We start from the raw sequence: 18,512 nt of genomic DNA, 5'->3' as shown, positions 1-18,512 counted from the left end.
CGGGCGCGGCGCAGCGGCCGCGGCGAACGACGTGCTCACGACGAAGCACTCACTGTCGACGGGTTCTCGACCCACAGCGACGAGCGAGGCGCGGAGCCGCTCGCGGCCCCCCGGCCGGACCTCCCGGCCGCGGTGAGGGCCTCGGCGGCCTCGAGCTCGGGCATGACGTCGTCGACGAGGTCTTCGATCGTCTCGACGATCCGTTCGCCGTGCGAGCTGGTGCAGCCCACCGAGGAACTGATCGATGTCACGGTCGATCGCAACTGCGCCGTCGCGATAGCTGCGCGTGCCTCGATGGCCCGCGAACCGGCGCTCTGGCCGAGGTTCGCACCGGCGTCCTTGTCGGAACTCAATGCCACCCTCCCGTCCTGCCCAGCCAGACGGCACACACGTACCGACTGATTTCGTTGTCGCAAAAGAATGTACCACCCGTATTGCAACTGCACTTCTTTGAAGTCGCCCTTGTTCTGTCACAAGACGACCAGGTCAGGCCCCACAGGATCGTGATCGACAATTCCGGTTGTCGATCACGTTGTGCATGGTCACGAGTCGCCGCCGTGCGGCGCGATCCCGCGCCTTCGCGTTTCGTCGGGGCGCCGCCGCACGAATCGACTAGAACGCGTTGCACCGGAATCGGGTTTGCGAGGAGCGACCTGGTCCGAGGGGGAGTCAGCCCCTCGGCCGCCGTCGAGCGTGACGCCACCCGGCCCCGTCGCGCGAATGCTTCGTGAGCATTTACACCGACCCCGAGAATTCAGTTTCGGCAATTTTCGTCGGGTGCAGCGCCGGGCGGGAAGGCGGCGACTCCACCACGGGCTCCGCTACCCCGGGGCTGTGCGAAGCTGTCCACATGAGGAGATTCCGGGGGAGCCGCCTCGCGGTGCTACTGACCACCGCCCTGACCGTGACCGGCTGCGCGACCGTCGTCGACGGCACCGCACAGCCGGACCCGAGTGCGGCCGTCCGCCTCGACACCGGCGGCTACCCGACGGCCCCGCGCCAGGTCCCGGAGCGGACTGATCCCAACGACCGGCGCGTGCAGGCGAGCTACGAGCTGTCCGGACACCTCATCGCACCGACGGAGATCGACGCGGCCTACGACTGGCTGGCCTCCGACGCGCGCACCCCGGTCTTCCCGTCCCTGATCGGGTTGACCCTCCAGTTCGGGGACTTCCCCGCTACGGCGCTCTCCGCCGGGGACACCTTCGTCGGGGGCGCGATCTCCGCCCGCCAGACGGAGGCGCACGGCACGGCGAAGGCCGACACCCCCCGGATGTCGACGATGCTGTTCCGCTATCGCTCCGCGGAGAACGCTGCCGGCGCCGTCCGCGGGCTGAAGTCGCTGCCCGCAGGGACCGGCAGCCCTCTGGTCGGGCCCCCGGAGTCGTTCATCGGGCCGGCGATCGACACCGTCGGACTGACGACGGTGTGGTGGGCGGCCGTGGGCGACTACCTCCTGGGGGTCGGTTTCGCCTCGGTGCCCGACGCCGACGCCCGCGGCCTCGCGACCCGCTGGATGGACCGTCAGGTGCCGGAACTGGCGAAGATCACCGAGTCCGCCCAGCAGCTGCTGGAGCTCCCTCCCGACCGGGACGGGGTCATGAGCCTGACCGTGCCCGGGACCACGCGATTCCAGGACGGCACACAACTCACGCTCGGATACCTGACGCCTCGTGCCTGGGGCAATTCCGCCAACGGTCGCTGGAGCACGAAGGCTGCGCTGTTCGAGCGCGCCGGGGTCGACCTCATCGGCAGCGCGGCATCGATCGTCTACCGCACCCGGGACGCCGCAGGCGCGCGCTACCTGAGCGATGCCTTGAACACCCCGCAACCCGGCATCGAACTGAGCAACGAGACCGACGACCAAGTGGTGGCCGCGGCACCGTCGGGCGTACCGGACGCGCGGTGCTCGTCGAGCACGACCCGCGTGACGGGCGATCCCAGGAAGGCCTACTCGTGCGCGTTGATCGTGGGCCGCTACTACATCCAGACAGACCTGGTGAGCACACTCACCCAGGCCCAGCAACAGGCGGCCGCGAGCTACCTGCTGGTCAAGGACGCGAAGTGAGCGATCAGGCGATCGCGCGGGAGACGGCGCCGAGCGGATCGGTGTAGACACCGTCGAGCGCGGCGGCGCCGGCGGCCTGCTGCTGCACGCGCCCACCCGCACCGCTCACCCGGACGGCCCGGCCGGGCTCGGCCGAAGTGGCCTTCAGCGCGGCGGAGACGTGCGGGAGGATCGCGGTGTGGTCGGTGAAGGCCTGGCCGCCCAGGATCAGCCGGTCCGGGTTGAAGATGTCGGCGACCAGCGCGGCGGCCTCGCCCAGCACCCGGCCGCGCTCGGCGACGATGGCCCGTGCGGTCTCGTTGCCGCCGTCGGCCAGCTTGTGCAGATCGGCGATGGTCCGGACCTGCAGCTTCTGCGCGCGTGCGGCATCCACGACGGCGGTGTCGGTGACGGCGTCCTCGAGGCGGCCCGTGCGCTTCGGATCGAGCAGCTCGACGTTGCGGGTGGGCAGGTGGCCGATGGTGTGCGGGCCCGACTTCGGCGAGTGCACGGCGCCGTGCAGCGCCAGCGCGACGCCCACGGTCTCGCGACCGTAGAAGTACAGCGTGGAGCCCTGCGACTCGTACTCCTCCGAGAGGTGCAGCTCAGCGGCGGCCATCGCCTCGACGTGCGGGGCCACCGTCACGGGCAGGCCGATAGCGCCCGAAAGGCGTTCGCCCAGAGCGACGTCCTTCCAGCCGAGGCGCGGATGGTCGGCGACCACACCGCGGTCGTCCACGCGGCCGCCGATGGCGACGCCGGCGCCCAGAACGGTACGGCCGTCCCAGCGAGCGAGGAACCGCCGCGCGCTGGTGGCGATCACCGACAGCACCTCGCCGGGCTCGCCGCTCTCGGGGGTGGGGATCTGGATGGCACCGATGACCTTGCCGGCGACGTCGTGCATGGTCACCGTGCTCACCCGGAAGCCGATGTGGATGCCCAGGGCGACGGGGCCGTTCGGATCCACTTCGAGCGGCAGCCGCGGCCGGCCGACGACGCCGCTGGCCGCGCGGTCGGCGCGTTCGCGCACCAGACCGGCTTCGATCAGGGCCGTGACCTGGCGGTTCACGGTGGCGGCCGACAGCTGCGTCTCGCGGACGATCTCGTCGCGGAGCACGAGGCCGCCGCGGCGGATGACGCGCAGCACGGCTGCCGCGGGCTTCTCCGAGACCCGCAGCTGCGGGGCGAAGACGCGGGCGGGAGCGGCGGAGCGGACCTGGCGCTCGCCGGCGGCGGGCCTGGCGAGGGGGTTGCGCGGTCGGGCGACGCGGGCCTGTGCGGGGCGGGCCTGCGGGGCGCGGTTGGCGGAAACGGCGGGGAGATCAACGACGGTCATGGTTCCTCGAAGAGTGTGCGTACGCCGCGACCTCCGGGGTGATCCCGGGCGCAGACGTGGAGATGGAGTTGTCGAATGGCATCGGCCCGATGACGGGGCCTACGGAATGCGAGCGGGAACGCTCAGCAGCAACACATTCGACAGTGCACGCGAACCATGGGGAGACGGCAACCCAGCGCGACGGTCTCATAACCGACGCGCAGATGGGCCTCAAGACTCCCGGACATGTGTTGAAAGTAGCACCACGCACCGCCGACCGCACAAGCGCAACGAGCCGAACTGCGACGCACGTCACACCCCGGGCGCCCGTCTTCGTCCGAAACCGTCCCATTCCGGGGTCTCGGCGATGTATTCGCGTCGAGACCAGCCACGACGCCGGTTCAGAACACGTCCCGCGGAAAACCGGTGGCGCGCCGACTCGGCGGCTCCTATACTCGGCGCCATGCTGTCCTGAGACGTCCTCGGCCCTGCCGCACGCCCTGGTGTGACCACTCCACCCGTCGCGGCCCCTGACGACCTCAAGGAGCATTCATGGCTACCTCTCTCGCTGTCTCCGCACTCTCCCTCCGCTGGCCCGACGGCACCGTCGTCTTCGACGACCTGAGCTTCACCATCCCCGCCGGGCGTGCCGCCCTGGTCGGCGCCAACGGCGCCGGCAAGAGCACCCTGCTTCGCATCCTCGCAGGTCGGATCGCCCCCACGGCGGGCTCTGTGAGCGGCGCGGGCGTCGTCGGCTACGTGCCGCAGCACCCGCAGGCGCGGCCCGAGGACACCCTCGCCGACGCGCTCGGCATCGGCGGCGCCGTCGCCGCGCTGCGGCGCATCGAGGGCGGCTCGGCCGAACCCGAGGACTTCGAGGCCGTCGGCGACGACTGGGACGTCGAGGAGCGCGCGACGGCGGTTCTCGACGGCCTGGGCCTGCGGCTCGGTGCCCTGGACCGCGCGGTCGGGACGCTGTCCGGCGGCGAGGCCACCCTGCTCGCCATCGCCGGCCAGCTACTGCTGCGGCCCGACACCCTGCTGCTCGACGAGCCGACCAACAACCTCGACGAGCGTGCCCGCGGCCTGCTCACCGACGCGCTGGAGCGGTTCGGCGGCACCGCCGTGGTGGTCAGCCACGACCTGACGCTGCTCGAGCACATGGATTCGACGGTGGAGCTCTACCGCGGGTCCGCCCGCGTCTTCGGCGGGCCGTACTCGCACTACCGCGAGGTGCTCGACGCCGAGCAGGCGGCGGCGGAGCAGGCCGTGACGTCGGCGAAGGTCGACCTCAAGGCCCAGCGTCGCGACCTGGTGGAGGCGCAGATCAAGCTGGATCGTCGCGCGCGGTTCGCCGCGAAGGCCGAGGCCGAGAAGCGGGTGCCGAAGATCATCGCGGGCCTGCGGAAGAACGCCGCCGAGGTCTCCGCCGGCAAGCACCGAGGGCTGCACGAGGACCGCGTCGACTCCGCGAGGGACGCGCTCGACCAGGCGCGGGAGGGCGTCCGCGACGACCGCTCCGTCCGCATCGCCATGCCCGAGCCCGGCCCTGGCCTGCACCGACTCCAGCTCGATGACGGCCCGCTGCAGGTCGTGGGCCCGGAGCGGATCGCGCTCGTCGGCCCCAACGGGGCGGGCAAGACGACGGTGCTGCGCCGCGCCATCGCGGCCGCCCGGGCCGCGGAGCCGCCGACGGTGATCGGCTACGTCCCGCAGGACGTGCGCTTCGGGCCCGCCGAGGAGGGCTCGCTGCTCGACGCGGTGCGGGACGCCCATCCCGACCTCGACGCGCAGCACGCCCACGCCGCGCTCGCGCGGATGCTGTTCCGGGGGCGGCAGTCGGAGCGGATCGTCGGCACGCTCAGCGGCGGCGAACGCCTGCGGCTCGCCCTGGCGATCGCCCTGCTCGGGGACCCGGCACCGTCGCTACTGGCGCTCGACGAGCCGACCAACAACCTCGACGTCCCGTCGGTGGAGCTGCTGGTGGAGGCCCTGAAGTCGTGGGAGGGGGCGCTGGTCGTCGTCTCGCACGACCGCGCCTTCCTCGACCTGCTGGGGTTGACCCGCGAGGTCGAGATCACCCGCTGATCGCTCGGAGAATCGGTCGATTTCGGCGTGGCACTCACATATAGCGGCGCCGCGCCGAAATCGGCGGAATCCTCGACGACCGAGGCTCGATAAGCTGCGGGGATGGATCGGGCGACGATGATGGGGGCGATCGCCAACAGCGTGCTCGAGGGCTGGGCGCCGACGCCCCTGGACACCGAACGGCTGCTCGCGCTGGCGGACGGCGCCGTCACCCTCGACGGGTACGTCGCCGCCGCGATCGACCGCGCACTCGCCGGCGCCGAGATCGGCCCGCCGGACTGCATCGACGTGCCGCTCGATTTCCCGGACACCTTCTACCCGGACACGCGGATCCTGCGCAACCGCTTCGGGATCCGCGATCCGCACGTGCTGCGGCAGCTGGAGTTCGAGGTCGGGACCGCCCGGCAGTACGGCATCGAGACCGGGCTCGTCGCGGTGCCCGCCACCTTCGACGGTGCGCATCTGGTCGCGATCCACCGCGCCCTGTTCGGCGCGATCTACCCGTGGGCGGGCGAGTTCCGCCGCTACGACATGGGGCTGCGGGACCAGACCTTCGGGGCGGCGCTGATCGACCGCTACCTCGCGGACGCGACCGTGATCCTGCAGCTCCCCTCCGAGGCGTTCGCCGCGGCGGCGACGCCGCGCGAGCGCGACCGACGGGCCTACGCGCATCGCGCCGCCACCGCGTACGCCTACCTCAACTGCGCGCACCCCTTCCGCGAGGGCAACGGCCGCGCCGCGAAGACTCTGCTGCAGCTCGTCGCCGCGCGGGCCGGGTACCGGTTCGACTACGCCGCCGTCACGAAGAAGATGTGGGACGGCGCCTCCCGCCGGTCGGCGCCCGACCCGGGCCACTACCGGCCCGACGCACACGCCCTCTACCGCGTCTTCACCACGATCACGGTGCGCGCGGATCAGAGGCGGTAGGACTCCAGCCCCAGCCAGCCGGCCATCTCGGCGACGGTCTGTTCCAGCGCGGCCTCGGACGCGGCGTCGCGGCCGCCGGGCTCCCAGGTGGTCGCGTGGATCAGCAGCTCCCCCGCCGCACGGTCGGCCTTGACGTCACACCGTGCGACGATCCGGTCGCCGAACAGGAAGGGCAGCACGTAATAGCCGTGCACCCGCTTCTCCTTGGGCGTGTAGATCTCGATCCGGTAGAAGAAGTCGAACAGCGCCTCGGCCCGCTCGCGCTGCCACACGACGGGGTCGAAGGGCGAGAGCAGCGCCCGCGCCGCCATCGCACGGGGCCGCTTGGCCTCCGCGTGCAGGTAGACGGTGCCGGGCCACCAGTCGGCCTCCACCGGCAGGAGTTCGCCCGTCTCCACGAGCTTCTCGACGGCGGGCGCGGCCTGCGCCGTGGACAGCCGGAAGTAGTCGCGCAGGCAGCGCAGCGTCCCGATGCCGTGGGCCTTCGCCGACTGCCGCAGGAGCTCCACGAAGGCCTCCTCGTCGGAGACGTCGTGCTCCGCGAGCGGGCCGAGCACCGTCGACGTGGGGGCGTACAGCCGCTCGAACTGGCTGGTGCGGCCCGCGCTGGTGACCTCGCCGGCGTGGAAGAGCACCTCCAGCCCCTCCTTCACCGACGACCAGTTCCAGCCCCAGTGCGTCTTCTCGACCACCTGCTCGTGCTCCAGGTGCGCCTCGAGCGCACGGGCGGTCAGCGGCGGCAGCTCGGCGAGCGCGCCGCGAAGGCGGTCCAGCTGGCCGGGGTGCCGCGCGTCGTAGCTCGCGAACCGCTGCGATACCCGGTCCGCGGTCCGACGGTGCCGCAGCAGCGGCCAGGTCGCGGGCGGGACGAGCGAGGCCTCGTGCGCCCACGCCTCGACGAGCCGCCGCGGGTTCTTGTCGCGGGCGCGGTCGAGCAGGGTGGTGTCGTAGTCGCCGAGGCGAGCGAAGACCGGCAGGTACTGGCTGCGCGCGACCACGTTGACGCTGTCGATCTGGATCAGCTTGAGGCGGTCGATGGTCTTCTGGACCTGCCGCATCGTGGGCGCGGACGTGCCGGCGAAGCCGGGTTCGAAGCCCTGGGCGGCGAGGGCGATCCGGCGGGCCTGCGGCTGGGTGACCCTCATGCGCCCGGCGTGCCCGCCAGCCGCGGGAAGAGGTACTGCTCCAGCATGGGCGCGATGGTCACGTCGCCGTGGTCGGCCGGGTCCAGCCAGCGCGCCTCGGCGATCTCCGCCGCGGCCCGCGGCTCCACCCTCAGCTCCGTGGCGAAGACGGTGGACTCGATGTCGGTGTTCGCCTCGTTCGCGGCGGGGCCGCGCCACGAGACCAGGTGGGTGAGGTCCTCCGTCGTCAGCGCGACGCCCAGCTCCTCGTCGATCTCGCGGACCGCACAATCGATCGCGGCCTCCCCCGGCTCCAGCTTGCCGCCGGGCAGCATGAAGGCGTCGGTGCCCCGTTTGCGCACCGTGAGCACCCGCCCGGCCTCGTCCCGGAAACACACCGCCGCCACCGTCAGCACGTCCATGCCGCCACCCTAGCGACGGCCACCGACAGGTTCTTCGTTCAGCACTCCGGCACGTTGACGGCGAGGCCGCCGAGGGAGGTCTCCTTGTACTTCGACAGCATGTCGGCGCCGGTCTGGCGCATGGTCTCGATGGCCTGATCGAGCGAGACGCGGTGCGTCCCGTCGCCGTGCAGGGCGATGCGGGCGGCGTTCACGGCCTTCACGGAGGCGATGGCGTTGCGCTCGATGCACGGGATCTGCACGAGTCCGCCGATGGGGTCGCAGGTCAGGCCCAGGTTGTGCTCGATGCCGATCTCGGCGGCGTTCTCCACCTGCGCGGGCGTCGCGCCCATGACCTGCGCGAGCGCGCCGGCGGCCATGGAGCAGGCGGAGCCGACCTCGCCCTGGCAGCCCACCTCGGCGCCGGAGATCGAGGCGCGCCGCTTGTAGAGCACCGCGATCGCGGCAGCGGTCAGCAGGTAGTCGCACACCACCTGCTCCCGTCGGGCGGCCAGCGACGAGCGGAACTTCAGCGCGTAGTACAGCACCGACGGCACGATTCCCGCCGCGCCGTTCGTCGGCGCCGTGACGATGCGGCCGCCGCAGGCGTTCTCCTCGTTGACGGCCATGGCCGCGACGTTGAGCCAGTCCATGGCGTCGGCACCGTCGGAATCGACGAGCCGGCGGTACAGCCCCGGCGCGCGCCGCTTGACCCCGAGCCCGCCGGGCAGCATGCCCTCGGCGCGGAAGCCCCGCTCGATGCAGGCCTCCATGACCTCCCAGATGTGCAGCAGCCCGGCGCGCACCTCGCGTTCCGCCACGTCCGACGGTCCGCCGTGCAGCGCGATCTCGTTCTCCAGCATCAGCTGCGGCACAGTGCGGCCGGTGCGCGGGCAGGTCTCGAGCAGAGCGGCGGCGGTGTCGAAGTCGTGGGGCACGCCGGGGGTCCCGGCGAGCGGGTTCACAGTGTCGGCGCCGGACTCGCGCTCGACGAAGCCGCCGCCCACGGAGTAGTAGACGGCCTCGTGCTCCATCCCGTCGGCGAGCTCGGCCCGGAACCGGATGCCGTTGGTGTGCCGCGGCAGCACGGTGAGCGGGTGCAGCACGATCTCCTCGGCGCACAGCGACACCTCGTCGCGCCCGCCGAAGGCGATCCGGCGGGTGGCCTCGATCTCGGCGCCGCGCTTCTCCACGTAGTCGGGGTCCACGGTCTCGGGGCGGTTGCCCTCGAGCCCCAGCAGCACCGCGGCGAAGGTCCCGTGCCCGCGCCCGGTCGCGGCCAGTGAGCCGTACAGATCGACGTGGACGGCGCGCACCGTCGACGGGGCGGACCGCAGCTCGTCCGCGAAGTCCGCGCCCGCCCGCATGGGGCCCACGGTGTGGGAACTCGACGGGCCGATGCCCACCGAGAACAGCTCGAACACACTGATCGTCACCCTTCCACCCTATGCCCCATACAGTGGACTCATGGGCGACGCCGAAGATCTGGACATCGACGGTCTGCTCCTCCCGGGCGAACGCAAGTACACCTTCCGTGAGCTCGCCGAGCAGGGCGGCATCGACGTGGAGGACCTGCGGGTCTGGTGGACCTCCGCGGGCTTCGCGGACCTGCGCGACGACGACCAGAAGGCCTTCACGCAGGACGACGTGGCCATCGTCCAAGACCTGTCCGACCTGTTCACCCTCGACGTTATCGACCGCGAGGCCGTGCTGCCCGGCGCGCAGTCGCTCGGCCAGGCGATGTACCGCCTCGCCGAGTGGCAGGCGGGCATCGTGAAGATGTACCTCGACAGCGCCCACGACGCGGGCGTGAAGGATCCGTCGGCGGGGGTCGCGCAGGTCATCGACAAGATGGAGAACCTGCAGTCGCACGTGTGGCGGCGGCACCTGTCCACCGCGACGCAGCGGCTCGTGACCCTGGAGGACGCGGACGCGCTGACCGCGCGGATGGCGGTCGGCTTCGCCGACATGGTCGGCTACACCCGGCTGAGCCGCGGCCTCGCCGTCGAGGAGCTGAACACGCTGGTCTCGACGTTCGAGGCGCGGATGCAGGCGGTGATCTACGGCGGCGGCGGGCACATCATCAAAGGCGTCGGCGACGAGGTCATGTTCGCGGCCGACGACCCGTCGGCCGCCGCACGCATCGCGCTGGAGCTGCAGGCCCCGCACGAGTACCCCGAGCTCGACGTGATCGAGATCGAGTTCCCCCAGCTGCGGGTGGGCCTGGCGTACGGCGAGGTGCTGCAGCGCTACGGCGACCTCTTCGGCAGCGTGGTCAACCTGGCCGCCCGGCTCACCAGCGCCGCCCGGCCCGGCACCGTGCTCATCGACGACAACTTCACCCAGGCCATCGCCGACGATCCGGACCTCGACACCCGCAGCCTGCGCGCCTACCGCGCCCGCGGCTTCCGGGCCGTGCACCCGCACCTGCTGCGCTACAGCAAGGACGCCGTCGCCACGATGGAGGCCGAGGCGGCCGAAGCCGCGGCCCAGGCCGAGCCCACCGAGACCGACGCGGCGGACCAGCCGGCCGAGAAGAAGTAGCTCAGGCGGCGGCGAGCGCCACGGGGCGCGAGCGGGCGCCGAGCAGCTCGCGGTGCACGCCCCCGACGAACTCGATCATGGAGCCGCCGAGCGCATCGCAGACGCTGGCGAGGACCTCCGACGAGGCCTCCTTGCGCCCGCGCTCGACCTCGGAGAGGTACTGCGTGGAGACGCCGGCGTCGCGCGCGACCTCGGCGAGCGTGCGCCCCTGGCGGGTGCGCTCCTGCCGCAGCACGCGACCGAACACCTCGCGCAGCAGCGGGGGGCGCTCGGCCTCCGCCGAGTCGTGCGTCTCGATGCTCGTCACCCCACTCGTCATACGTCCGACCCTATCCGATGGTGCGCCCGCCGGGCGGAGCGTTCACGGTCGGCGAAACCGGCGCGTCGCCGTGTGCCCCCGCGTCGGCGGCGAGCGCAGGCTCCGCCCCGTCGGCATCCTCGTCGAGGTCGTCGGCGTCGTCGTCGCGCAGCGGGTGCTCCAGCTCGTCGCTCGGCATCCGGGCGGCGAGGATCGCGATCACGGCGAGCGGCACCGGGATCAGCGCCGCCAGCGTGAAGGTGGCGGTCAGGCCGATCGCCTGGCTCACCGGGCCCGCCAGCGCGAAGGACAGCGGCATGAACACCAGCGAGACGAAGAAGTCCAGGCTGGAGACGCGCCCCAGTAGCCGCCGCGGCACCCGCCGCTGCAGCAGGGTCCCCCAGATCACCACCGGCGCCTCGAACAGCACGCCCAGCACGAAGCCGGCGATCACCATGGGCCACACGCTCTCGGCGATGCCGAAGACCAGCATCGGCAGTGAGGCGACGCCCCAGAAACCCATCATCACCGTCAGATAGCGGCGGGGCATCCTCCGCGCCGCCATGAGCAACGCGCCGGCCACGCCGCCGAAGCCGTAGGCGGCCAGGATCATCGAGTGCTCGCTCGCGGCGCCGTGCGCCTGGTCCTTGATCGCGAAGGGCAGCAGCACGTCGATCGGGCCGACGGTGACCAGCACCATCAGGCTCGCGAAGAGCAGGGTCGCGAGCAGCCAGGGGGTCCGCCGCACATACTGGATGCCCTCCCACAGATCGCGCAGCGGCGAGCCGGGCTCCTCGGCCTCGTCGGCACCGTCGGGCTCCGGCACCCGGATGCGGACCACCCAGAGCGCGGCGAACAGGCAGATCGCGCCGGCGACCAGCAGCGCCGCGCCGGGGTCGGCGACGGCGATGATCCACGCCGCGACCGCCGGGCCGACCGCCATCGCCGCGGCGGGACGGACCGCGGACTCGTAGCCGTTGACGGCCAGCAGCTCGGCGGCCGGCACGAGCCGGGGCACCAGCGCGGAGTAGGCGGGGAAGTAGAAGCCGGACACCAGGCCCAGGGCGAGGGAGCCGGCCATGAGGATCGGCACGGTGATCGCGTCGGCGACGATCAGCGCGCCGACGCCGCCGATCACCGCGACCTTGAGCAGCTCCAGCACGAACAGGATCCGCTGCTGCGACACCCGGTCCGCGAGCACGCCGCCTGCGAGGGTGGAAACGAGCAGGCCGATGGAGGCGGCGCCGGAGACCAGCGAGACGCTGGTGGCGGAGCCGCCCATGTCGATCACCTGCCACACCACGGAGACCAGCCACATGCCGTCGGTGGTCAGCGCGCAGAGCAGGGTGACGAAGAGGAGGCGGTAGTCCCGGCGCAGCAGCGGCCGCAGCATGCGGGGCATGCGGCTGCGGGGGCCGGGGTCGGTATGCACCTTTCTACGATGCCGCTCCGAGCCTTGGCGATCAACCGGTTTTGCCCGGCCGGCCGCGCTCGGCGCCCGCGGGTGCTAAACGTCGGGGGAACCACGAGCGAAAGGAGCCGCGGCCGATGATCAAGCTGGTGTTCTGCCTGCGACGGGTCTCGTCGTTGTCGCCCGAGGAGTTCGACCGCTACTGGCGTGAGGACCATGCGGCCCTCGTGCGGCGGCACAGCGCGGCCCTCCGGATTCGGAGGTACACGCAGAGCGCGCCGTTCTCGGATCCGCGGATCGCCGCCACCCTCCAGGCGCGCGGGAGCACCGTCGCGCCGTACGACGGCGTCGCCGAACTGTACTGGGACAGCATCGACGACCTGGTCGCGGTAGGCGCTTCGAACGAGGGGCGCGACGCGGGGCGCGCGCTACTGGAGGACGAGCGACGGTTCATCGACCTCGCCGAGTCCCCGATCTTCTACACCGAGGAGCGGATCGTCCTTCCCTGACATCGCGGGCCGTGCGCGGATTCTCGGTTGACCTCAACCATGGTCGACGTATTAGCGTCCCAGCAATGACCATCGACGAGAGCGTGCGGACCGTCTCCGATCGGGGCCGGCTCCGCTGGTTCCTGATCGGGTCCGTCGCGCTGATCTCCTTCTCCGCCTTCGAGTCCCTGGCCGTGGGCACCGTGCTGCCGCGCGCCGCGGAGGAGTTCGGCGCCACCGCCGAGTACTCCGTGGCGTTCGGCGCCGCCTTCGCCGCGATGATCGTCGCGATCGCCTGGGTGGGGCCGTGGGTGGACCGCAGCGGCGTGAAGCCGCCGCTGATCGCGGGCGCCCTGCTCTTCGCGGCGGGCCTGGTGATCGTGGGCGCCGCGCCGGGCATGAGCGTGCTCGCGCTGGGCCGCGGCGTGCAGGGCCTGGGGTCCGGCCTGATCAGCGTGGTGCTCTACGCGATGGTCGGCCGACTGGTGCCGCCGGAGGGGCGGCCACGGGTCTTCGCCGCGTACTCGACGGCGTGGGTGGTCCCGTCGCTCATCGGCCCGGCCATTGCGGGCCTCGCGGCCGACACGGTCGGCTGGCGCTGGGTGTTCCTCGGGCTGGCCGGTCCGTCCCTGCTGGCCCTGGTGGCGACGCTGCGGGCCACCGTCGGCCTCGACGAATCTCCCTACCGGAACGACGATCCGCCGGACCGCGGGCTGCTGCTGGCCGCGCTGGCGGCGGGCGCGGGCACGGCGGTCGCGCAGTTCGCGGCGCCGAAGGGCGGAGCGGTCTTCCTCGCGATCGCGGCGGCCGGGCTCGCGATCGGGCTCCTCGCCACCCGGCGGATGCTGCCCGCGGGCGCGCTGACGGCGCGGCCGGGCATCCCGCGCCTCATGCTCGCGAACCTGCTCATGGCCGGTGCCTTCTTCGCCGCGGAGATCTACGTGCCGCTGTACCTCGTGCACATCGACCGGCTCTCCCCCTTCGCCGCGGGCTCGGTGATGACGGGCGCCGCCCTGCTGTGGGCACTCGCCTCGCAGGTCCAGGCGCGCATCCCCGCGACGGGCCCGGTGCGCGACCGGCTGCCGCTCATCGGGTCGAGCCTGCTGGTCGTCGCGCTCACGGCGGTCGCCGCGTCCTTCGCGCTCGACGCCCCGTGGCCGGTGATCTTCGCGACCTGGGCGATCGGCGGGTTCGGCATGGGCCTGACCTACCCGACGCTGTCGATCCTCATGCTCGCGCGCAGCGCCGACGACGAGCAGGGCACCAACTCCAGTGCGCTCAAGCTCTCCGACGCCGTGGGCACCGCGCTCGCGATCGCCTGCGCCGGTGCGGTCTTCGCGCAGGTGCTGGCGTGGGGCCACACCGGGTTCGCAGTCACCCTGCTGGTGCCGCTCGCCTCCGGCCTCGCGATGGTGGCGGTCGCCTCGCGGCTCACGGCCGACTAGCGGTGGCCGCGGCCTCGCGGAGCAGGTGCATGGCCCTGCGCACCACGGGGTTCCGGCACTCGGAGTCCTTGACGTAGGCGACGATGGTGCGTCGCGGCGCGGGGTTGCAGACGTCGACGGCGACGGTGCCGGGCGGCAGCTCGGTGGCGCCCAGCCGCGGCAGGACGGTGACGCCGACGCCCCGCGCGACGAACCGCAGCGCGGACGGGTAGTCGGTGGTCTCGACCACGAACCGCGGCGTGAATCCCGCTGCGGCGCAGGCGTCGAGCACGGCCTGACGGCAGGCGCCGCGCCGCACGTCGTTGTCGATCCAGCGCTCGTGCTCGAGCTCGGCCATGTCCACCAGCTCGCGGCCCGCGAACTCGTGCTGCTCGGGCACGACGGCGACGTAGGACTCCACCACGAGGTCCTCGTGCGAGAAGCCCTGCACCGCGGTGGTCTGCCCGTGCTCCTGCCGGACCGCGACGGCGAGATCCGGTCGACGGGCTGCGATCTCGGTGACCTCGTCCTCGATGCGCAGGCGCAGCCGGGTGTCGGGGAACTCGGCGCTGAGCGTCTGCACCACCGAGGGCATCCAGTGCGTGCCCGCGGTGGCGAAGACGTTCATGGTGATCCGGTTGGCCTTGCCGGCCCGCAGGTCGTCGACGGTGGCGCCGAGGTCGTTGAGGCTGCTGAGCACCCCGTCGGCCTCGGTGGCCAGCACCCGTCCGGCGGGGGTGAGCTCGACGCCCCGTCCGACCCGTTCCAGCAGCTTGAGCCCCGTCTCGCGCTGCAGGGCGGCGACGTGCTGCGAGACGGCCGACGGTGTGTAGCCGAGGCTGGCCGCGGCGGCGGCCACGGAGCCCGTGGCCGCCACGGAGCGGAAGATCATGAGCCGGTGTGCGTCGAGCATGGCGCCCTCCATTCAGTCCTACTGAATGATAATGCAGAAATATGCGCTTGTGCTTACTCGGGTGCGGTCGCAGAGTGAAGTCATGACGAAACGACTCCCCGCCCTGGCCCTGGTGGCCGTGATGTTCGCGTGGGCCTCGGCCTTCGTGGTGATCCGCGGGATCGGCCCGCACGTCTCCCCCATCGCCATGGCGGAGGGCCGCCTGCTGGTGGGCGCCGCCGTGCTCGGCGTGATCTGGGGGATGAACGCCCTGTACAACGGCGGTGTCCGGCTGCCGCGCGGCCGGACGCTCGCGCTCACGATCGGATACGGCGCGCTGTGGTTCGCGCTGTACACCGTGCTGGTCAACGCGGCGGAGCAGCACCTCGACGCCGGCACCACGGCGCTGCTGGTGAACATCGCGCCGATCATCGTCGCGGTGCTGGCCGGCGCCTTCCTGCAGGAGGGCTTCCCGCCGCTGCTCGTGGTGGGCATCGCGATCAGCTTCGCCGGGGCCGCGGTCATCGCGTTCACCGGCGACGGCCGGCGCGACGGTGCCGGCGTCGCCCTCGCGGTCGCGGCCGCCCTGCTCTACGGCATCAGCGTGGTGGCGCAGAAGCTGGTGCTGCGCACCGTCGACCCGCTCACCGCGACCGCGCTGGGCGCGGGCGTCGGCGCGATCGTGCTGCTGCCCTGGGCGCCCCGACTCTTCGACGAGCTCGCGGCCGCCCCGATGTCGAGCACCGTCGGCGTGATCTACCTGGGCCTCGTGCCCACGGCGCTCGCCTTCCTGTTGTGGGCCTACGCGCTGGCGCACACCCCCGCCGGGGTCACGGCCTCGTCGTCCTACGCGGTGCCGGGCCTGTCGATCCTGCTGAGCTGGGCGTTCCTGGCGGAGACGCCCACCGCGTGGGGCCTGCTGGGCGGGGTCCTTTGCCTGGTCGGCGTCGCGGTGTCCCGGCTCAGCCCGCGACGTCCCGGAGCAGGACCGACGGCCACTCCTGCACGTCCCGCGGAGTCCGAGCGACCGACAGCGTCGCCCGCGGGAGCGTCCTGCTGAGCTCCTCGGCGGTCGAGACCGGGTGCGACGGATCGTCGATCCAGGCCAGGACGGTGACCGGCACGTCGATGCGGGCGATCTCCCCGACCGCGGGGAGATCGCTCGCCGCGGCGCCCCGGAAGAGCGACGGCAGGAGCGCCTCGGGGACGTCGGGTCGCGTCGGCGGATGTTCGACGGTGGCCGGCGGCGCGACCGCACCCTCGCCCGCGGCGAGGAACTCCTCCAGCCCGCGCTCCTCGATCAGCGTTGCGGCGGCGCGGTACTCGGCGGCCTTCGCGACACGCGTCGCCCAGGCGGTGGGCGGCACCATGAGCGTGAGCCCGCTGAACCTCTCCGGTTCGCGGACCGCGGCGTGCAGCAGCGTGCCGGTCCCCATCGACGGGCCGACGCCGTGCACCTGTTCCCCGGGGAACCAGTGGTCCAGGAGCCGCAGCAGGTCGTCGGCGAGGTTCGGCCAGCGGTAGTCGTCGGGAACGGCGCGGCCCGTGGAGAAGCCGTGGCCGCGCGCGTCGTAACGCAGCAGGCGCGTGCCGCTGAGGCCGCGGCCGAGGTCGAGGTCCAGCACCCGGTCGCGGGCGCGGCTGGAGGTGAGGCCGTGCAGCTGCACGACGGGGCGGCCGTGCTCGTCGCTGTACTCGGCGGCGAGCCGCGCCCCGGGGACGTCGAAGCTGGTCATCCGGCCTTCTCTCGCCGCGCAAAGGGGTCGTCGGAGGGCTAGGGTACCGCCCATGCGCCTGACCAACGTCGCCCACCTGCGCCTGCCCTTCGGCCGGCTGTACGGCTACGACGTCGCGGTGTCGGAGCCGGGCGCGACGCTGCCGGTGTCCTTCGACCAGGCACGGCACGTGGGCGGCGGGGACCGGCCCGGGTCGTGGATGGCGCTGTCCTTCCGGCTCCCCGACCCGGTGCCGCGCGAGCAGCTGGCCGCCGCCTGGCTGGCGGTGATCGCCCGGCACGGCACGCTGCGGACCGCCTTCCTCCCCGGACCCGACGGGCCCACCCTGCACGAGATCTCGGTCCGGCCGGGGAACTGGGTGGAGCACGCGATCGGCCCGGGTCAGGCCGTCAACGACGCCCTGCGCGACGTGCTCGACGACGCCTGTTCCCCGTATCGTCGTCCGGCACACCGGCTCTGCGTCCTCGAGACCGCCGCCGGTCCGACGGTGATCGTGGCCGCCGACCACTCGCACACCGACATGTGGTCGATGCTCGTGATCGCGCGCGATCTGCTCGCCGCGCTCGAGGACGTCCGGGCGGGGCGGGCACCGTCGACGGAGGCCGTGCCGCCCTTCGTCGACCACACCCGGGCCCTGGCGGACCGCCCGTCCGCGCCCGACGACGTGCGGCGTCGCTGGGCCGAGATCATCACCGCCAGCGGCGGAGTCATGCCCCTGTTCCCCCTGCCGCTGGGCACCCCCGAGGCGCACCGCGAGCGCGTCGAGGTCCGCGACGTCTTCGGCACCGACGAGGTCGCCGCGTTCGCCGCGGCGGCGCGGGAGGCGGGCGTCTCCACCCTCTCGGCCACGGTGGCGGCGCTGACCCGCGTGACACTGGACCTCGCCGGGGCTCCGTTGCGCGCCGTGTTCCCCGTGCACAGCCGGTACGACGAGACGTGGCACGACTCGGTGGGCTGGTTCATCACGAACTCGGTGCTCGACTCCCCCTCCGCGGAGCCGGCCGCGGCGGCCGAGGCGGTGAAGGAGGCGGTGCGGCTCGGGTCGTGGCCGCTCGCCGACGTGCTCGAGCAGTGGGGCGGGATGCCCGAGACGCCGGGCATGTTCGCGATCTCGTGGCTGGACCTGCGACGGCTGCCGGTCCGGGTGGACGCGACCCGGCTCGACGCACAGTACGTCGGCGCCACCATCCGCACCGACGGGGTGATGCTCTGGTTCATCCTCGACGAGGCGGGGCTGCACCTGCGCTGCCGCTACCCCGACACCCTCGAGGCGCGCGCGAACGTCGGGGCCTGGCTCGACGGGGTGGTCCGCGAGCTGCAGGCCCGCGCCTCCGTCGGCGGGGTGCTCCGCGGCGTCGGCGGCACCTACCGGATCGAGCGCGCGCGCCGCGACGACGTCCCCGCGATCGTCGCGCTGCTCGCCGACGACGAGCTCGGCGCGACCCGCGAGGTGGGCGACGCCGCCGAGTACGACAGCGCCTTCGAGCTGGTGACGCGCGACCGCTCGCAGTACCTCGCCGTGATCCGCGACGCCGCCGGCGACGTCGTGGGGACGATGCACCTCACGGTGATCCCGGGCCTGTCCCGCAGCGGCGCGACGCGGCTGCAGATCGAGGGCGTCCGGGTGGCCCGCGAACACCGATCGCAGGGGCTGGGCACCGCGATGATCGAGTGGGCGCACCACCACGGCCGGACCCACGGCGCCGTGCTCTCGCAGCTCACCACCGACGTCTCCCGCGACCGGGCCCGCGCCTTCTACACCCGGCTCGGGTATCGCTCCGAGCACGTGGGACTCAAGCGCACGCTCTGACCCGAGC

The 18,512-nt window shown here is 72.6% G+C and carries 17 protein-coding genes; 8 read left to right on the top strand and 9 right to left on the bottom strand.

Going from position 1 to position 18,512, the window contains the following annotated elements; genetic code table 11:
- Nucleotides 1–35 precede the first annotated feature (35 nt).
- Entirely contained in the window at nt 36–359 is a 324-nt protein-coding gene (locus tag ACLQ3K_RS04940) for a hypothetical protein (RefSeq protein WP_425997485.1), read from the bottom strand.
- A 491-nt stretch (nt 360–850) separates the two neighbouring features.
- Between ACLQ3K_RS04940 and ACLQ3K_RS04935 the strand changes: the two genes are divergently transcribed.
- Nucleotides 851–2,068 carry a DUF7373 family lipoprotein gene (locus ACLQ3K_RS04935; protein WP_425997483.1) on the top strand — a complete coding sequence of 406 codons (1,218 nt, stop codon included), beginning with the start codon at nt 851–853 and terminating at the stop codon, nt 2,066–2,068.
- A gap of 4 nt (nt 2,069–2,072) precedes the next feature.
- On the opposite strand, the gene ACLQ3K_RS04930 is transcribed toward ACLQ3K_RS04935, so the two are convergent.
- Nucleotides 2,073–3,383, bottom strand: coding sequence for an ROK family transcriptional regulator (locus tag ACLQ3K_RS04930; protein WP_425997481.1), 1,311 nt, complete (start codon nt 3,381–3,383; stop codon nt 2,073–2,075).
- Nucleotides 3,384–3,914: 531 nt separating this feature from the next.
- Here ACLQ3K_RS04930 and ACLQ3K_RS04925 point away from each other — a divergent pair.
- Nucleotides 3,915–5,450 (top strand): ATP-binding cassette domain-containing protein, encoded by a 1,536-nt coding sequence (locus ACLQ3K_RS04925; RefSeq protein ID WP_425997479.1) that lies wholly within the window; start codon nt 3,915–3,917, stop codon nt 5,448–5,450.
- A gap of 102 nt (nt 5,451–5,552) precedes the next feature.
- The gene (locus ACLQ3K_RS04920) at nt 5,553–6,377 is read left to right on the top strand and encodes a Fic family protein (protein ID WP_425997477.1); all 825 of its coding nucleotides are present in this window, start codon (nt 5,553–5,555) and stop codon (nt 6,375–6,377) included.
- Here ACLQ3K_RS04920 and ACLQ3K_RS04915 read toward each other — a convergent pair.
- Genes ACLQ3K_RS04915 through ACLQ3K_RS04905 form a run of 3 tightly spaced genes read right to left on the bottom strand, consistent with a single transcriptional unit; the run spans nt 6,365 to nt 9,338 of the window.
- Nucleotides 6,365–7,522: a winged helix-turn-helix domain-containing protein gene (locus tag ACLQ3K_RS04915; protein ID WP_425997475.1), complete on the bottom strand. Its 1,158-nt coding sequence runs from the start codon at nt 7,520–7,522 to the stop codon at nt 6,365–6,367. The two genes, ACLQ3K_RS04920 and ACLQ3K_RS04915, sit on opposite strands and share 13 nt — an antisense overlap.
- A complete protein-coding gene (locus ACLQ3K_RS04910) occupies nt 7,519–7,923 on the bottom strand; it encodes an NUDIX hydrolase (protein WP_425997473.1) in 405 nt (134 codons plus the stop codon). The genes ACLQ3K_RS04915 and ACLQ3K_RS04910 overlap by 4 nt, the downstream gene beginning before the upstream one ends.
- A gap of 38 nt (nt 7,924–7,961) precedes the next feature.
- Nucleotides 7,962–9,338 (bottom strand): L-serine ammonia-lyase, encoded by a 1,377-nt coding sequence (locus ACLQ3K_RS04905; protein WP_224651737.1) that lies wholly within the window; start codon nt 9,336–9,338, stop codon nt 7,962–7,964.
- Between the two features lie 31 nt (nt 9,339–9,369).
- Here ACLQ3K_RS04905 and ACLQ3K_RS04900 point away from each other — a divergent pair, with 31 nt between their 5' ends.
- The gene (locus ACLQ3K_RS04900) at nt 9,370–10,446 is read left to right on the top strand and encodes an adenylate/guanylate cyclase domain-containing protein (protein WP_425997470.1); all 1,077 of its coding nucleotides are present in this window, start codon (nt 9,370–9,372) and stop codon (nt 10,444–10,446) included.
- Nucleotide 10,447: 1 nt separating this feature from the next.
- Here ACLQ3K_RS04900 and ACLQ3K_RS04895 read toward each other — a convergent pair whose 3' ends face one another.
- Both ACLQ3K_RS04895 and ACLQ3K_RS04890 read right to left on the bottom strand, forming a co-directional pair.
- Nucleotides 10,448–10,765 (bottom strand): helix-turn-helix domain-containing protein, encoded by a 318-nt coding sequence (locus ACLQ3K_RS04895; protein ID WP_224651735.1) that lies wholly within the window; start codon nt 10,763–10,765, stop codon nt 10,448–10,450.
- A gap of 10 nt (nt 10,766–10,775) precedes the next feature.
- Nucleotides 10,776–12,176, bottom strand: a complete 1,401-nt coding sequence (locus tag ACLQ3K_RS04890; RefSeq protein WP_425997468.1) for an MFS transporter — start codon at nt 12,174–12,176, stop codon at nt 10,776–10,778.
- Between the two features lie 116 nt (nt 12,177–12,292).
- On the opposite strand from ACLQ3K_RS04890, the gene ACLQ3K_RS04885 reads away from it, so the two are divergent.
- Entirely contained in the window at nt 12,293–12,664 is a 372-nt protein-coding gene (locus tag ACLQ3K_RS04885; protein ID WP_425997466.1) for an EthD domain-containing protein, read from the top strand.
- A gap of 65 nt (nt 12,665–12,729) precedes the next feature.
- Entirely contained in the window at nt 12,730–14,088 is a 1,359-nt protein-coding gene (locus ACLQ3K_RS04880; protein ID WP_425997464.1) for an MFS transporter, read from the top strand.
- Here the strand turns inward: ACLQ3K_RS04880 and ACLQ3K_RS04875 are convergent.
- Nucleotides 14,075–14,980 (bottom strand): LysR substrate-binding domain-containing protein, encoded by a 906-nt coding sequence (locus ACLQ3K_RS04875; RefSeq protein WP_425997462.1) that lies wholly within the window; start codon nt 14,978–14,980, stop codon nt 14,075–14,077. The two genes, ACLQ3K_RS04880 and ACLQ3K_RS04875, sit on opposite strands and share 14 nt — an antisense overlap.
- An 82-nt stretch (nt 14,981–15,062) precedes the next feature.
- Here ACLQ3K_RS04875 and ACLQ3K_RS04870 point away from each other — a divergent pair, with 82 nt between their 5' ends.
- Entirely contained in the window at nt 15,063–16,019 is a 957-nt protein-coding gene (locus ACLQ3K_RS04870; protein WP_425997460.1) for a DMT family transporter, read from the top strand.
- Here the strand turns inward: ACLQ3K_RS04870 and ACLQ3K_RS04865 are convergent.
- Nucleotides 15,922–16,695, bottom strand: coding sequence for an alpha/beta fold hydrolase (locus ACLQ3K_RS04865; RefSeq protein WP_425997458.1), 774 nt, complete (start codon nt 16,693–16,695; stop codon nt 15,922–15,924). The genes ACLQ3K_RS04870 and ACLQ3K_RS04865 overlap by 98 nt on opposite strands.
- A 52-nt stretch (nt 16,696–16,747) precedes the next feature.
- On the opposite strand from ACLQ3K_RS04865, the gene ACLQ3K_RS04860 reads away from it, so the two are divergent.
- Entirely contained in the window at nt 16,748–18,505 is a 1,758-nt protein-coding gene (locus ACLQ3K_RS04860; protein WP_425997456.1) for a GNAT family N-acetyltransferase, read from the top strand.
- Nucleotides 18,506–18,512 lie beyond the last annotated feature (7 nt).

Source organism: Tsukamurella sp. DT100 (assembly GCF_049844855.1).
Classification (GTDB): domain Bacteria; phylum Actinomycetota; class Actinomycetes; order Mycobacteriales; family Mycobacteriaceae; genus Tsukamurella.
The sequence above is the reverse complement of the archived record's forward strand: the minus strand, read 5'-3'. Positions and strand labels throughout refer to the sequence as shown.

Coding starts and splice junctions, on each gene's coding strand:
- ACLQ3K_RS04935 (WP_425997483.1), top strand. CDS start 851: ATGAGGAGATTCCGGGGGAGCCGCCTCGCGGTGCTACTGACCACCGCC.
- ACLQ3K_RS04930 (WP_425997481.1), bottom strand. CDS start 3,383: ATGACCGTCGTTGATCTCCCCGCCGTTTCCGCCAACCGCGCCCCGCAG.
- ACLQ3K_RS04925 (WP_425997479.1), top strand. CDS start 3,915: ATGGCTACCTCTCTCGCTGTCTCCGCACTCTCCCTCCGCTGGCCCGAC.
- ACLQ3K_RS04920 (WP_425997477.1), top strand. CDS start 5,553: ATGGATCGGGCGACGATGATGGGGGCGATCGCCAACAGCGTGCTCGAG.
- ACLQ3K_RS04915 (WP_425997475.1), bottom strand. CDS start 7,522: ATGAGGGTCACCCAGCCGCAGGCCCGCCGGATCGCCCTCGCCGCCCAG.
- ACLQ3K_RS04910 (WP_425997473.1), bottom strand. CDS start 7,923: ATGGACGTGCTGACGGTGGCGGCGGTGTGTTTCCGGGACGAGGCCGGG.
- ACLQ3K_RS04900 (WP_425997470.1), top strand. CDS start 9,370: ATGGGCGACGCCGAAGATCTGGACATCGACGGTCTGCTCCTCCCGGGC.
- ACLQ3K_RS04895 (WP_224651735.1), bottom strand. CDS start 10,765: ATGACGAGTGGGGTGACGAGCATCGAGACGCACGACTCGGCGGAGGCC.
- ACLQ3K_RS04885 (WP_425997466.1), top strand. CDS start 12,293: ATGATCAAGCTGGTGTTCTGCCTGCGACGGGTCTCGTCGTTGTCGCCC.
- ACLQ3K_RS04880 (WP_425997464.1), top strand. CDS start 12,730: ATGACCATCGACGAGAGCGTGCGGACCGTCTCCGATCGGGGCCGGCTC.
- ACLQ3K_RS04875 (WP_425997462.1), bottom strand. CDS start 14,980: ATGCTCGACGCACACCGGCTCATGATCTTCCGCTCCGTGGCGGCCACG.
- ACLQ3K_RS04870 (WP_425997460.1), top strand. CDS start 15,063: ATGACGAAACGACTCCCCGCCCTGGCCCTGGTGGCCGTGATGTTCGCG.
- ACLQ3K_RS04865 (WP_425997458.1), bottom strand. CDS start 16,695: ATGACCAGCTTCGACGTCCCCGGGGCGCGGCTCGCCGCCGAGTACAGC.
- ACLQ3K_RS04860 (WP_425997456.1), top strand. CDS start 16,748: ATGCGCCTGACCAACGTCGCCCACCTGCGCCTGCCCTTCGGCCGGCTG.